The organism is Bradyrhizobium sp. CCBAU 51745, assembly GCF_028128715.1.
Taxonomy (GTDB): domain Bacteria; phylum Pseudomonadota; class Alphaproteobacteria; order Rhizobiales; family Xanthobacteraceae; genus Bradyrhizobium; species Bradyrhizobium manausense.
Map to the genome: position 1 here is coordinate 37,675 of NZ_LBJP01000072.1, position 14,335 is coordinate 52,009.

Below are 14,335 nucleotides of genomic sequence, written 5' to 3' on the forward strand. Positions count from 1 at the left end.
CAGCACGCGAGAGGTTGGGCGGAATGGCGCGTTATGAGGATCTGCCCTACCGAACCTGCGTCGGGGTGATGCTGCTCAACAAGGAAGGCCTGGTGTTCATTGGTCGCAGAGCCGGCGGCATCGAGCATGTCGACGACAACCATGTCTGGCAGATGCCGCAGGGCGGGGTCGATCCTGGCGAGGACAATTGGGAAGCCGCCAAGCGCGAGCTCTATGAAGAGACCAGCGTGCGCTCGATCGAGCGGCTCGGCGAGGTGCCGGACTGGCTGATCTATGACATCCCGCGCACGGTCGCAGGGCGCGCCTGGAAGGGCCGCTACCGCGGCCAACGCCAAAAATGGTTCGCAGTGCGCTTCACCGGCAAGGACAGCGAGATCAATGTCGCCAATCCCGGCGGCGGCCACAAGGCCGAATTCGTCAGCTGGCGCTGGGAGCCGATGAAGAACCTCCCCTCACTGATCATCCCGTTCAAGCGCCCGGTCTATGAGCGCGTGGTGAAGGAATTTTCCGCGCTGGCGGATGGTTGATCCTTATTGTCGTCCCGGGGCGATGCGCAGCATCGAACCCGGGACCTCGAGATTCCGGGTTCGATGCTACGCATCGCCCCGGAATGACGACGAGAGATATTCGCAAGTGAACGATGAAAAACCCTACCGCCCGAACGTCGGGATCGCGCTGTTCAACGCCGATGGCCGCGTGCTGATCGGGCACCGCTTCAAGGGCGACGGCCCCGAGATCATCCTGCCCGGGCTCGACTGGCAGATGCCGCAGGGCGGTGTCGACGAGGGCGAGAACCTGCGCGATGCGGCCATGCGCGAGCTGTGGGAGGAGACCAGTGTCGTCAGCGCCTGCTATCTCGGCGAGACCGACTGGGTCAGTTACGAATTCCCGCCCTATGACGGACCGCAGACGCACCGGCTGGCAAGGTTTCGCGGCCAGCGCCAGAAGTGGTTCGCACTGCGCTTCACCGGCAGGGACGACGAGATCGACCCGCTGACGCCGCGCAATGACCAGCCCGCGGAGTTTGACGCGTGGCGGTGGGAGCAGCTCGACCGCGTCGCCGACCTCGTGGTGCCGTTCCGCCGCGAGGTCTACCGGGCGGTGGCCGAGCAGTTCGCACCCTTTGCCAAATAGCCTCGCTGCATCAATTCATCGGCCCCACCGCGAACGGGCCGATCGCGATGACGTGGCAGTCGCTGTCGTGCCTGGCGCAGTCGGCGAGCGCGGTGTTGACCGCGGTCTGCTCGTCGGCGGCTTTCAGGCCGAGACCGGGGCGGCCGGCGGTGCCGACGGCGACCGCATTCCAGCCCGTGCCGTCGCCGAGCTTGCGCACGACCTCGTCGCGCGCATCGGCCACGATCGAGGGATTGGTCGCGGCGTGAAAGAAGCCGGTGACCCTGAGCAGGGTCGGGATCGGCACGACGAACACGTCGTCGACCGCCACGATCATGCAGGCCGAGCCCGCGATCGCGCCGCAGGATTCCAGCGCGCGCCGCGCTGAATCGTCGATCGACGTTCCGCCAAGCCCCATGAAATATTGTCCGGCGGGACCGAGCGCTATCGTGCGCGATTTCGCCGCCGTCATGTAGATGTTTTCGAGCCGGGTCTTGAACTGATCACGCAGCATCGGAAAATCTTTCGGCACGAACGCGCGCTCGGTGATGGCGTCGTGCCGATACCAGGGCTTCGGCGGCATCGGCGGCTCCCCATGGCCGTAGACCACCTTGTTGCCGACGGCATAGAGCTCGCAGCGCCGCTGCGATTGGGCGGCGTCCGCCCGCTTCTGGCATTGGTCGAGCGCGGCGTTGCGCGCCTCCTCCTCGGTCGGCCTATTGAGAGCGGAGCCGAAGAAGCCGCCAATGTTCAGGGCGTAAGCCTTGAAATCCGCGGCCGCCGCATATTCGTTGCTGAGAAATGAACGCTGCCGCTCGCCGATGAACGGCACCGCGTCCACCGCGATCTTGCCGGTGGAGGCAGCGGGCGGTGACGACATCGGCGTCGGTGTCGCGGCAGCCGCTTGGGTCGGCGTCGATGTCGGCACCGGCGAAGGCGCCTTCGCCGCCATCGTGGGCGTCGGGCTGGGTGACGGCGCAGTGAGCGAACCCGGCGCGGGTGCCGCGGCAGTGGACGTCGCGGGACTGGACGTGACCCGACTGGTCGTCTCGAGCTTGGTGAAATAGAGGAAGCCGCCGACGCCGATGGCGACAACGGAGACCACGCCAACCACCAGCGGCCACATCCAGTTCGGCGCCGGCGCAGCCTTGATCGTTTTCTTCAGCTGCGGTCTTGCGTAAGTCCCGTCCTCGCGCCGCATCGCGACCATGTAGGCGTGCACCGGCGTCGGGATGTTCTTCACTTCCTGTGCGCCGATATCGGCGAACTGCACCGACAGCTTGTTGGCGACCTGCTCATGCACGGCGCGCGAGATGCAGATGCCGCCGACCTCCGCGAGCCCCTCGAGCCTGGCCGCGATGTTGACGCCGTCGCCGAGCAGATCGCCGTCGCGCTCGACGACGTCGCCGATGGTGATGCCGATGCGAAACGACATCTGCCGGCTCGGCGGATAGGCCATGTTGCGGGTTCGCAAGGACTCCTGGATGTCGATCGCGCAGCGCACCGCGTCGACCGCGCTCGGGAATTCCGCGAGCACGGCATCGCCTGCGGTGTTGAAGATGCGGCCGTTCGCCTTTGCGATGAAATCGTCGATGACGGAGCGATAGGAGGCCAGGCGCCGCAGCGTCTCTTCCTCGTCTTCCGCAACGAGCCTCGAGTAGCCGGCAATATCGGCCGCGAAAATCGCCGCGATCTTGCGCTTCATCTGCGACCTGCCCTGGAACCTCTTCGCCGCGGCAGAATGCCGCTATCGCCGGCGCGGTGCAACAAAGTTTCAGCGCCCGCCACGGTCTGTGGCGAGCGCTGATTTTATTGCGGAATTCTGAAGTGTCGGCGTGACCGCGAGTGCGACCCGGGCGATCGCAAGTGCGACGGCGGCGATCGCGAGTGCGACGGCGGCGATCGCGAGTGCGACGCCGGCGATCGCGAGTGCGACGCCGGCGTCAGTGCATCGCGGTCGTGTTGAGCTCCTGCTGGATGCTCTTGTAATGGTCGAGCCGTGCAATCGCGAGATCAAGCTCGGAGCCTTCGTGCTCGGACAGCTTCTCCTGCATTTCCGCGATCTTGTCGGCGAACTGCGCCCGATCGAGCTCGTCCAGCGAGGTCGCGACGTCGGCAAGCACGGTGAGACGATCGTCGGAAACTTCCGCAAGGCCGCCGGTCACGATGACCTTCTGCTTCTGGCCACCGGTGATGATGGTCAGGATGCCCGGCCGCACCGCAGCCACGAAGGGGGCATGCCCGGCGAGCACGCCGAAATCGCCTTCCCAGCCGGGGACGTCGACCTGGTCGACCTCACCCGAGAAGGCGAGCTTTTCCGGAGAGACGAGATCGAAGTGGAAGGTGGCCATGGTGTTTCCGCTTGCTTTGCTGGTCACCCGCGGGCTCGACCCGCGGGTCCATCCATCAAAATTCTCTTTAGATGGATCGCCGGGACTTCAGTTTGAAGACGCGCTTCGCGCTTCAGCCCGGCGATGACGAGGTGAAGAGCTTAGGCCGCTTCAGCGGCGAGCTTCTTGCCCTTCTCGACCGCCTCTTCGATGGTGCCGACCATGTAGAAGGCGGCTTCCGGCAGGTGATCGTACTTGCCTTCCACCAGGCCCTTGAAGCCCTTGATGGTGTCGGCGAGGTCGACGAACTTGCCCGGCGAGCCGGTGAAGATTTCGGCGACGTGGAACGGCTGCGACATGAAGCGCTCGACCTTGCGGGCGCGGGCCACGGTCAGCTTGTCCTCTTCCGAAAGCTCGTCCATGCCGAGAATGGCGATGATGTCCTGCAGCGCCTTGTAGCGCTGCAGCACCTGCTGGACCTGACGGGCGACCGCGTAGTGCTCCTCGCCGACGACCAGCGGGGAGAGCATGCGCGAGGTCGAGTCGAGCGGGTCCACCGCCGGATAGATGCCCTTTTCGGCGATCGAGCGCGACAGCGTGGTGGTCGCGTCCAGATGCGCGAACGAGGTCGCCGGCGCCGGGTCGGTCAAGTCGTCGGCCGGAACGTAGATGGCCTGCACCGAGGTGATCGAGCCCTTCTGCGTGGTGGTGATGCGCTCCTGCAGCGCGCCCATGTCGGTCGCGAGCGTCGGTTGATAGCCCACGGCGCTCGGAATACGGCCGAGCAGCGCCGACACTTCCGAGCCGGCCTGGGTGAAGCGGAAGATGTTGTCGACGAAGAACAACACATCCTGGCCCTGGTCGCGGAAGTCTTCCGCGATGGTGAGACCGGTGAGCGCGACGCGGGCGCGGGCGCCCGGGGGCTCGTTCATCTGGCCGAACACCAGCGCGCATTTCGACTTCACGCTCGGATCCGGATTCTTCGGATCGGCGTTGACCTTGGACTCGATGAACTCGTGATAGAGGTCGTTGCCTTCACGGGTGCGCTCGCCGACGCCGGCGAACACGGAGTAACCACCGTGCGCCTTCGCGACGTTGTTGATCAGCTCCTGAATCAGCACGGTCTTGCCGACGCCGGCGCCGCCGAACAGGCCGATCTTGCCGCCCTTGGCATAGGGGGCGAGCAGGTCGACGACCTTGATGCCGGTGACGAGAATTTCAGCCTCGGTGGACTGGTCGGTGTAGGTCGGCGCTTCCTGGTGGATCGCGCGCAGGCCTGCGGTCTTGACGGGACCGGCCTCGTCGATCGGCTCGCCGATGACGTTGATGATGCGGCCGAGCGTGCCTTCGCCGACGGGAACGCGGATCGGAGCGCCGGTGTCGGTGACTTCCTGACCGCGGACCAGACCTTCGGTGGTGTCCATCGCGATGGTACGGACGGTGGACTCACCGAGATGCTGGGCGACTTCGAGCACCAGGCGGTTGCCGCCGTTCTTGGTCTCGAGCGAGTTGAGAATGGCCGGGAGGTGGCCTTCGAACTGCACGTCGACGACGGCGCCGATGACCTGGGTGACGCGACCGACCTGGGCTGCCATTGAATGTCTCCTTCGATCCGAACTTCTAAGCCGCGATCAGCCTGACCGCGATGTTGCGTGTGATGGGTGTCGATGCGCCGTGATCAGACGGCCTCGGCGCCCGAGATGATTTCGATCAGTTCCTTGGTGATCTGCGCCTGACGCGTGCGGTTGTAGACCAGCGTCTGCTTGCGGATCATCTCACCGGCGTTGCGCGTCGCGTTGTCCATCGCGCTCATCTGCGCGCCGTAGAACGAGGCGTTGTTCTCGAGCAGCGCGCGGAAGATCTGGACCGCGAGGTTGCGCGGCAGAAGACGGGTGAGAATCTCGTCCTCTTCCGGCTCGTATTCGTAGGACGTCGTGCTGGCGGGAGCGCCTTCCTCGACCACCAGCGGGATGATCTGCTGGGCGGTCGGGATCTGCGCGATCACCGACTTGAAGCGCGAGTAGAACAGCGTGCAGACGTCGAACTCGCCGGCCTCGAAACGCGCCAGCACCTTCTTGGCGATGTCCTCGGCATTGACGAAGCCGAGCTGGCGTACGCTGCGCAGATCGAGATGCTCGACGATCTGCTTGTCGAACTGGCGGCGGAGCTGCTCGTAACCCTTGCGGCCGACGCAGAAGAATTTCACTTCCTTGCCCTGGTTCATCAGGGCCAGCGCGCGCTCGCGGGCGAGGCGCACGATCGACGAGTTGAAGGCGCCCGACAGGCCGCGCTCGCCGGTGCAGACCAGCAGCAAATGAACCTGGTCGCGGCCGGTTCCGGCCAGCAGCGCGGGGGCGCCGGGCGAGCCCGCGGCAGCGCTGGCGATGTTGGCGATCACCGCGCTCATCTTGTCGGCATAGGGACGCGCAGCTTCCGCGGCGGTCTGCGCGCGGCGCAGCTTCGAGGCCGCGACCATCTGCATGGCCTTGGTGATCTTTTGCGTCGCCTTGGTGGAGGCGATGCGGACGCGCATGTCTTTAAGTGACGCCATTCTTCGTTCACCCCGGCGGTTCGACGCGATGTCGGACCGCTAGCCTGTCCCTATCGCGATGCCCGGCCGGGCGCCGGGCACGCTTCTTGTTGTTGTGCCTTTCGCGAAACGATCACGGCCGGCGAACCGGCCATGACGGCTCGTGATTACGCGAAGCTCTTCGCGAAGCCTTCGACCACAGCCTTCAGCTTCGCGGCAACGTCGTCGGAGAGATCGCGGCTGTCGCGGATCGCGTTGAGAATGTCGACATGCTTGCCGCGCAGCAGCGAGAGCAGGCCGTCCTCGAACGCCTTCACCTTGTTGAGCGGGAGCGGATCGAGATAGCCGTTGGTGCCGGCCCAGATCACGCAGACCTGCTCTTCCATCTTCAGCGGCGAGAACTGCGGCTGCTTCAGCAGCTCGGTGAGGCGCGAACCGCGGTTGAGCAGGCGCTGGGTCGAGGCGTCGAGGTCGGAGCCGAACTGCGCGAACGCCGCCATTTCGCGGTACTGCGCCAGCTCGCCCTTGATCTTGCCGGCGACCTTCTTGGTGGCCTTGGTCTGCGCCGACGAACCGACGCGCGACACCGACAGACCGACGTTCACCGCGGGACGGATGCCCTGGAAGAAAAGGTCGGTTTCCAGGAAGATCTGGCCGTCGGTGATCGAGATGACGTTGGTCGGGATGTAGGCCGACACGTCGTTGGCCTGGGTTTCGATCACAGGCAGCGCCGTCAGCGAGCCCGAGCCCTGGTCCTTGTTCAGCTTCGCCGCGCGCTCGAGCAGGCGGGAGTGCAGATAGAACACGTCGCCGGGATAGGCTTCGCGGCCCGGCGGGCGGCGCAGCAGCAGCGACATCTGGCGGTAGGCGACGGCCTGCTTGGACAGATCGTCATAGATGATGACCGCGTGCATGCCGTTGTCGCGGAAGTACTCGCCCATGGTGCAGCCGGTGAAGGGCGCGATGTACTGCATCGGCGCCGGATCGGACGCGGTGGCGGCGACGATGATCGAATATTCGAGCGCGCCCTGCTCTTCCAGCACCTTCACGAACTGCGCGACGGTCGAACGCTTCTGGCCGACCGCGACGTAGACGCAGTACAGCTTGATGTTCTCGTCGGGCTGCGCGTTGAGGGGCTTCTGGTTCAGGATGGTGTCGAGCGCGATCGCGGTCTTGCCGGTCTGGCGGTCGCCGATGATCAGCTCGCGCTGGCCGCGGCCGATCGGGATCAGGGCGTCGATCGCCTTGAGGCCGGTCGCCATCGGCTCGCTCACCGACTTGCGCGGAATGATGCCGGGCGCCTTGACGTCGACGCGCATGCGCTTCTCGGCCTGGATCGGGCCCTTGCCGTCGATCGGGTTGCCGAGCGCGTCGACGACGCGGCCGAGCAGACCCTTGCCGACCGGCGCGTCCACGATGGCGCGGGTGCGCTTGACGGTCTGGCCTTCCTTGATTTCACGGTCGGCACCGAAAATAACGACGCCGACGTTGTCGGTTTCGAGGTTCAGCGCCATGCCGCGGGTGCCGTTCTCGAACTCGACCATTTCACCGGCCTGGACGTTGTCCAGACCGTAGACGCGGGCGATACCGTCGCCGACGGACAGCACCTGTCCGACTTCGGAGACTTCAGCTTCCTGGCCGAAATTCTTGATCTGGTCCTTGAGGATCGCGGAAATTTCCGCGGCGCGGATGTCCATCAGCCTGCCTCTTTCATCGCGTGCTTGATCGAATTGAGTTTGGTGCGAAGCGAGCTATCGATCATGCGGCTGCCAAGCTTCACGACGAGGCCACCGATGATCGAGGGATCGATCTTCACGTTGAGCGCGACGTCCTTGCCGGTCACCGACTTCAGGGCAACCTTGAGAGCGTCGAGATTCTTGTCCGACAGCGCCTCCGCAACCGTGACGTCGGCGGTCGCCTCGCCCTTGAACTTGGCGACGAGGGCGCGATAGGCGCGGATGACGTCAACCACCACGAACAGGCGGCGGTTGGCGGTCAGCACTTTGAGGAAATTGGCGGTGATGCCGGCGATGCCGGCCTTGTCCAGTACGGCCGAGAGGGCCTTGGACTGGGCGTCGGCCGCAAAGACCGGGCTGCGGACGAGGCGCTTCAGATCGGCGCTTTCGTTCAGCAGAGCCTCGAACTTGTCGAGATCGGCCTTGACCTCGTCGACCACATTCTGGTCGCGGGCCAGTTCAAACAAGGCCGTTGCATAACGGCCCGACACACCTGAAACGGACGTATCTTCTGCAGCCACAGACGCGCTCTTTTAGCTGTCAAATTCGCAAGGGAAAAACCGTCGCCACGAAGCGGCGCCTAGCGATCCAAGCCCTTGGAATTCAAGCGGGACTTCGATTTTCGACCAGCACGGGAAGTGCCGGGCTCGTTAAAATCGCGGCTTTGCTAACATAGCAGGCGCGCACGTGCAACATGACGCCAAATTAAAGGCACGACCTTCTGTCGCCAGTTCGTCGCACGTCGCGGCCCACCTCACCGCGATCGTTGCGACGACCTGCCATGCCACGGAATCGCCGCGAACCTTTCGTCGGCGGCGTGCTCTTTTGTTCCTGCCGTCAGCGCATAGCGGCCATGAACACGGATCGCTGAGCCGTGTTCAGGTGCGCGCCGTTCCCGCCCGCCGAATACTTACCCAATTCTAAATGCGAAGAGTAACAAACTTCGTTTTACAGTATTCGCAAGTAATCGATCAGTTAATGAATCGTTAAAGAGAAAGATTACGGAACTTTAGGTGAATATCGATTCAGATCACAAGATATTTCATGACGACACGGATCGGAATTACTGCCCAATTCACGCCTCATTGGGAATCGAAACGCCAACTCGCTCACAAACTGATGGGGGCTCCACTTGCCACATATGTGGCATTACTAGCGTAGGGACCATTAAATGCTGTCATTGAAGACGCTGGGAACTGTGACCCGGCCGCGTACGGCGATTGCTTTCGTCGCTGCAACTCTCTTCGTCGGTGGGACTGCCACCGAAGCTTCCGCCAAATCCAGGCATCACCACCGGGGTTCTCACCACCACAGCCACCAGGCCCAGGCTGACACCGTCGCGAATTCCGGTTGGCTCAACGCCAATGCGTCGATGACGCCGTCGCAGGGCACCGGCCACAGCTTCTCCGGCATGGCCTCCTATTACGGCAACGAGTCCGGCAGCCGCACCGCCTCCGGCGCGCGCTTCAACCAGAACGCCATGACCGCGGCGCACCGGACCCTGCCGTTCGGCACCAAGGTTCGTGTGACCCATGGCGGCCAGAGCGTCATCGTCACCATCAATGACCGTGGCCCGTTCGTGCGCGGCCGCGTGCTCGACCTCTCCACGGGTGCAGCCCGCGCCATCGGCCTCACCGGTGCCGGCGTCGGCCGCGTCACCGCGGAAGTCGTCTCCTAACGGCGCGAGAAGCGCCTTCGGCCTACTTGCGCAGTTTTCATCAGTTTTGCTGCGCGAATGAAACAAGCCCGTGGTCTTGGGGGACCACGGGCTTTTTGTTTGACTTCGTCGCCAATATTGACCCGTCATTCCGGGGCGATGCGCAGCATCGAACCCGCAATCCATCGTGCGACAGAGTTGGTGGATGAATGGATTCCGGGTTCACGCTACGCGCGCCCCGGAATGACGACGGAGGATATGGCCGCGGCTTGGCCTTACAAAAAGCTCTGCGGATCGACGTCCACCTCGAGCTTCTGGTTGCCGGTCGGCTTCGGGCACACCGCGAGCCAGTTGCGCAAATAGTCCGACAGATCGAAGCCGCGGGCCGATTTGACCAGGATGCGGAAGCGGTAGCGGCCCTTGATGACGGCGAGCGGGGCTTCGGCGGGGCCGAGCACGACGACGCGCTCGTCGCGCGGCGCGAGTGCAACGAGCTTGCGGCCGAGGCCCTCGGCGCTCGGACGATCGCCGGCGGAGATGATCAGGCTGGCAAGGCGCCCGAACGGCGGATAGAGCGTCTTCTCGCGCAGATCGATCTCGCTGTCGTAGAAGGCCTCGCGGTCGCAGGCGATCAGCGCCTTCATGACGGGGTGATCGGGCTGGTGGGTCTGCAGATAGCCGACGCCGCGGCCCTGCTCGCGGCCGGCGCGGCCGATCACCTGGTTGAGCAATTGCCAGGTGCGCTCTGCCGCACGCGGATCGCCGTTGGAAAGGCCGAGATCCGCATCGACCACGCCGACGAGATTGAGCCGCGGAAAATTGTGGCCCTTGGCGACGAGCTGCGTGCCGATGATGATGTCGACGCGGCCTTCCGCGATCTCGGCAAGCTCGCTGCGCATCGTCTCGATCGAGGTGATGAGATCGCTCGACAGCACCATGGTGCGCGCTTCCGGGAACAGCGCCGCCGCCTCCTCCTGCAGGCGTTCGACGCCGGGACCGACGGCCACCAGCGATTCCTCGGCGGCACAATGCGGACAGGTTGGCGGTCGCGGCATCGAGAAGCCGCAATGGTGGCAGACGAGGCGCTGGCGAAAGCGGTGATCGACCAGCCAGGCATCGCAGATGGTGCAGGCAAAGCGATGGCCGCAGGCGCGGCACAGCGTCAGCGGCGCATAGCCGCGGCGATTGAGGAACAGCAGCGCCTGCTCGCGCTTTTCGATGGCTTTTCTGATCTCGCCCGCCAGGCGCGGCGAGATGTAGCGGCCGCGCGCGGGCGGCTCACGGCGCAGGTCGATGGCCTCGATTTCAGGCATGTGCTGGCCGCCGAAGCGCGAGGGCAGCGCGATGCGCTGATAGCGGTTCTTGCGTGCATTGACCTCTGACTCGACCGAGGGCGTGGCGGAGGCCAGCACGATCGGGATTTTGGCGATATGCGCGCGCACCACCGCCATGTCGCGGGCGTGATAATGCACGCCCTCGTCCTGCTTGTAGGCCTGGTCGTGCTCCTCATCGACCACGATGAGGCCGAGATTGGCGTAAGGGAGAAACAGCGCCGAGCGCGCGCCGACCACGACCGGTGCAGTTCCTTCGGAGATTGCAGCCCAATTGCGCGCGCGGGTGCGCGGCGTCAGCTCGGAGTGCCATTCGATCGGACGCACGCCGAAACGTTGCGCGAAGCGATCGAGGAACTGGCCGGTCAGCGCGATCTCCGGCATCAGGATCAGCGACTGCTTGCCGCGGCGGATGGTTTCCGCCACGGCCTCGAAATAGACCTCGGTCTTGCCCGAGCCGGTGACGCCGTCGAGCAGCGCGACATGGAAGGTGCCGTTCGCCGCGAGCGCGCGCATCGCATCGACGCCGGCGCGCTGCAACGGCGAGAAATCCGGCCGGCCGAACTCCGGATCGGGCGCGGGCGGCGGAGGCGGCGGCGGCATCGGCTCGACCGTGAGCGTGCCCTCATCGACGAGGCCGTCGATCACGCCGGCGGAGACGCCGGCTTCCCTGGCAGCCTCGGACTTGCCGTGCAGCAGCCGGTCCGACAGCACCTCGATCACGCGCGAGCGCGCCGGCGTCAGCCGCCGCGGGGGATCGCCCGTCAGCCGCACGCCGGCGCGGACCCGTTCGGGGCCGAGGTTCTCGCCCATGCGCAGGCACATCCGCAGCACCATGCCGCGCGGGCTCAGCGTATAATTGGCGACCCAGTCGACGACGGCGCGCAGCTCGCCCTTCAGCGGCGGGACGTCGAGCTTCTCGCTGACCTCCTTGAGGCGATTGTGCAGGCGCGGATCGGGATTGGCGTTCTCGCCCCAGACCACGGCGAGCACCTCGCGCGGCCCCAGCGGCACACCGACGAGATCGCCGGCCTTCAGCTCCATGCCCACAGGGACCTTGTAGGAATAGGTCTGGTCGAGCGCGACAGGCACCAGCACGTCGACCATGCGGGTCGCGTTGGCGGAGGCGGTCGTGCTGCGCGAGGTGTGATCCATGAACGGAGAATCGGAACCTTTGGGGTCTCTTGGGGCGTTCAGGCTAGCGCTGTGGAGCCGCCTTAGCGAACAGTAAACTGGTGGGATGCGATATACTGTGCGGAATCACCACGTCCAGAGCGCATGAGCAAAGCGGCCGCCCCCCACATCGAGCTCGCCAGCGCCGATCCCTCGATCGCGCAGGAGATGGCGCGCTGGCTGTCGCATCTCGGCGCCGAGCGGCGGCTGTCGCCGAAGACGCTGGAAGCCTATGGCCGCGACCTCAGGCAATGCCTGGATTTCCTGTGTAGCCATTGGGGCGAGCGCGTGACGCTGGAACGGTTCGCCTCGCTTGAAGCCACCGACGTGCGCGCCTTCATGGCGATGCGCCGCGCCGATGATATTGCCGGCCGTTCACTGATGCGCGCGCTGGCGGGCCTGCGCTCGTTCGGCCGCTTCCTCGAGCGCGAGGGCAAGGGCAAGGTCGGCGCGCTCTCCGCGATCCGCGCGCCGAAGGTCGCAAAGACCTTGCCGAAGCCGCTGCCGATGGCATCGGCAAAGCGTCTGGCCGACGCCGACGAGCGCGCCGGCGAGGAACGTGAGACCTGGATCCTGGTGCGCGACGCCGCGGTGATGGCGCTGCTTTATGGCTCGGGCCTGCGCATCTCCGAGGCGCTGGGGCTGAAGCGCCGCGAGGTGCCGAAGGTGGGCGAAGGCGACGTTCTGGTCGTCACAGGCAAAGGCAACAAGACGCGCATGGTGCCGGTGCTGCAGAACGTGCTGGCGCTCATCGACGAATATGTCGCGATGTGCCCGCATGCGTTGCCGCAGGAGGGACCGATCTTCGTCGGGGCGCGCGGCGGTCCCTTGAGCCCGCGCATCATCCAGCTCGCGATGGAGCGGCTGCGCGGCGCGCTGGGCTTGCCCGACAGCGCCACGCCGCACGCGCTGCGGCACTCCTTCGCCACGCATCTGCTCTCGCGCGGCGGGGACTTACGCGCCATCCAGGAATTGCTCGGCCATTCCTCGCTGTCGACCACGCAGGTGTATACCGGGATCGATTCCGAGCGGCTGCTGGAAGTCTATGCGAGCGCGCATCCGCGCCGATAATTGCTGACATCAAGCTGTCATGGCTCGCTCCTGGCAAGCATGCCTCTTGCGCGAGCCGCGCGGTTCGGTCAATCGTTGCGGAGCCGCGACAGGAGGGATCATGAGCGCACACGAAAGCATGGAGCACGCCGAGCATGCCGAGCACGCATCGGGCGAGAACAAGAAGATCGCCCTGCTGATCGCGGTGCTGGCACTGTTCCTGGCGATCTCGGAAACGCTCGGCAAGGGCGCCCAGACCGAGTCGATCAGCAAGAACGTCGAGGCTTCCAATCTCTGGGCGTTCTTCCAGGCCAAGAGCATCCGCCGCACCGTGGTGCAGACCGCCGCCGAGCAGGGCAAGCTGACGCTGGGTGCCACCACCGACGACGCCATGAAGGCCGCGGTGCAGAAGCAGATCGACGATTGGACCAAGACCGCGGCGCGCTACCGCTCCGAGCCCGAGACCGGCGAAGGCACCGAGCAGCTCGCCGAAAAGGCCAAGCACGCCGAGCACGAGCGCGACGAGGCGACCGCGAAATATCATCATTTCGAGCTGGCCTCGGCCGCGTTCCAGATCGGCATCGTGCTGGCCTCGGCGACGATCATCACCGGCATGCTGCCGCTGGCCTGGATCGCCGGGCTCTTGACGATCGCTGGCCTCGGCATGACCATGCTCGGCGCCTGGGCGCCGCATCTGCTGCATCTGCATGGGTAGACGGCGCCACGCACACCGCTGTCATGCCCCGGCTTGACCGGGGCATCCAGTACGCCGCAGCACGTCGGTTTTAATCTCGCTGTCTCTGGAATACTGGATTGCCCGCCTTCGCGGGCAATGACACTGAGTGCGTAGCAAGCAGCTCAGCGCGCCTCGTGCACGCTCTTGCGGAAGCGCTGGATCAAACGGAGGGTGCGCGAGGACCAGCCTTCGCCGTTACCCTTGACCAGCTCGCGGATGCGCCGCTTGATCGGCTCGACCAGCTCCGTCGCCTTGGCGCGCAGCCGCAGCACCAGCTCGTAGAGCCGCTCGAACCAGTGCATCTCCAGCAGCTTGTCGCGCGTGACGTCGAATACGAAGGCGGTGACGCCGACGCCCAGCATTTTTGCGAACAGGAACGTGGAGACGCCGGTCAGCCAGTATTGATGCGTGAGCAGCCACAGGCCAATCAGCTTGAGCGGAAACAGCGGGATGATCGGCACCACGAACACGATCAGCGTCATCGCCGGGGACAGTGCATCGACGCGGTCGGCCAGCCACTCCTTCACACGGGCGAGCGGGATCAGTGCGACCACCCGCGCGACGACAGGCTCGAGATGGTCCCACAGCCAGGCTTCGATCAAAAAGATGATCGCAAGCAGGACCCAGACCGGTTGAAGAAGGCGGCGTAGCATGTGATGTCCCGCCCGATTCGGCCCTG

The 14,335-nt window shown here is 65.1% G+C and carries 13 protein-coding genes; 5 read left to right on the forward strand and 8 right to left on the reverse strand.

What is annotated here, in order from left to right:
* The first annotated feature begins 23 nt into the window (after nucleotides 1-23).
* Together XH98_RS17900 and XH98_RS17905 are read left to right on the forward strand one after the other, a co-directional pair.
* Entirely contained in the window at nucleotides 24-527 is a 504-nt protein-coding gene (locus tag XH98_RS17900) for an RNA pyrophosphohydrolase (protein ID WP_271619442.1), read from the forward strand.
* Between the two features lie 106 nt (nucleotides 528-633).
* On the forward strand, nucleotides 634-1,134 hold the full coding sequence (locus XH98_RS17905) for an RNA pyrophosphohydrolase (protein ID WP_271619443.1): 501 nt from the start codon (nucleotides 634-636) through the stop codon (nucleotides 1,132-1,134).
* Nucleotides 1,135-1,144: 10 nt separating this feature from the next.
* On the opposite strand, the gene XH98_RS17910 is transcribed toward XH98_RS17905, so the two are convergent.
* The 6 genes from XH98_RS17910 to XH98_RS17935 form a co-directional block, all read right to left on the reverse strand.
* Nucleotides 1,145-2,818 (reverse strand): adenylate/guanylate cyclase domain-containing protein, encoded by a 1,674-nt coding sequence (locus tag XH98_RS17910; protein WP_271619444.1) that lies wholly within the window; start codon nucleotides 2,816-2,818, stop codon nucleotides 1,145-1,147.
* 238 nt (nucleotides 2,819-3,056) lie between these two features.
* The gene (locus XH98_RS17915) at nucleotides 3,057-3,464 is read right to left on the reverse strand and encodes a F0F1 ATP synthase subunit epsilon (RefSeq protein ID WP_271599615.1); all 408 of its coding nucleotides are present in this window, start codon (nucleotides 3,462-3,464) and stop codon (nucleotides 3,057-3,059) included.
* 140 nt (nucleotides 3,465-3,604) lie between these two features.
* Nucleotides 3,605-5,038: a F0F1 ATP synthase subunit beta gene (gene atpD, locus XH98_RS17920; RefSeq protein WP_057740772.1), complete on the reverse strand. Its 1,434-nt coding sequence runs from the start codon at nucleotides 5,036-5,038 to the stop codon at nucleotides 3,605-3,607.
* Between the two features lie 83 nt (nucleotides 5,039-5,121).
* Nucleotides 5,122-5,994, reverse strand: a complete 873-nt coding sequence (locus tag XH98_RS17925) for a F0F1 ATP synthase subunit gamma (RefSeq protein ID WP_271599614.1) — start codon at nucleotides 5,992-5,994, stop codon at nucleotides 5,122-5,124.
* 146 nt (nucleotides 5,995-6,140) lie between these two features.
* On the reverse strand, nucleotides 6,141-7,670 hold the full coding sequence (atpA, locus tag XH98_RS17930) for a F0F1 ATP synthase subunit alpha (RefSeq protein ID WP_271599613.1): 1,530 nt from the start codon (nucleotides 7,668-7,670) through the stop codon (nucleotides 6,141-6,143).
* Complete coding sequence (locus tag XH98_RS17935; RefSeq protein ID WP_271599612.1) at nucleotides 7,670-8,230, reverse strand: F0F1 ATP synthase subunit delta; 561 nt, start codon at nucleotides 8,228-8,230, stop codon at nucleotides 7,670-7,672. Before XH98_RS17935 ends, atpA begins: the two co-directional genes overlap by 1 nt.
* 650 nt (nucleotides 8,231-8,880) lie before the next feature.
* On the opposite strand from XH98_RS17935, the gene XH98_RS17940 reads away from it, so the two are divergent.
* Nucleotides 8,881-9,387, forward strand: a complete 507-nt coding sequence (locus tag XH98_RS17940; protein WP_271599611.1) for a septal ring lytic transglycosylase RlpA family protein — start codon at nucleotides 8,881-8,883, stop codon at nucleotides 9,385-9,387.
* A 254-nt stretch (nucleotides 9,388-9,641) separates the two neighbouring features.
* Here the strand turns inward: XH98_RS17940 and XH98_RS17945 are convergent, their stop codons facing one another.
* Nucleotides 9,642-11,852: a primosomal protein N' gene (locus tag XH98_RS17945; protein ID WP_271619445.1), complete on the reverse strand. Its 2,211-nt coding sequence runs from the start codon at nucleotides 11,850-11,852 to the stop codon at nucleotides 9,642-9,644.
* A 123-nt stretch (nucleotides 11,853-11,975) separates the two neighbouring features.
* On the opposite strand from XH98_RS17945, the gene XH98_RS17950 reads away from it, so the two are divergent.
* On the forward strand, nucleotides 11,976-12,941 hold the full coding sequence (locus tag XH98_RS17950; protein ID WP_271599609.1) for a tyrosine recombinase XerC: 966 nt from the start codon (nucleotides 11,976-11,978) through the stop codon (nucleotides 12,939-12,941).
* 100 nt (nucleotides 12,942-13,041) lie between these two features.
* Nucleotides 13,042-13,635: a DUF4337 domain-containing protein gene (locus XH98_RS17955; protein ID WP_271599608.1), complete on the forward strand. Its 594-nt coding sequence runs from the start codon at nucleotides 13,042-13,044 to the stop codon at nucleotides 13,633-13,635.
* A gap of 143 nt (nucleotides 13,636-13,778) precedes the next feature.
* Here the strand turns inward: XH98_RS17955 and XH98_RS17960 are convergent, their stop codons facing one another.
* A complete protein-coding gene (locus XH98_RS17960; RefSeq protein WP_271619446.1) occupies nucleotides 13,779-14,309 on the reverse strand; it encodes a hypothetical protein in 531 nt (176 codons plus the stop codon).
* Nucleotides 14,310-14,335: the final 26 nt, after the last annotated feature.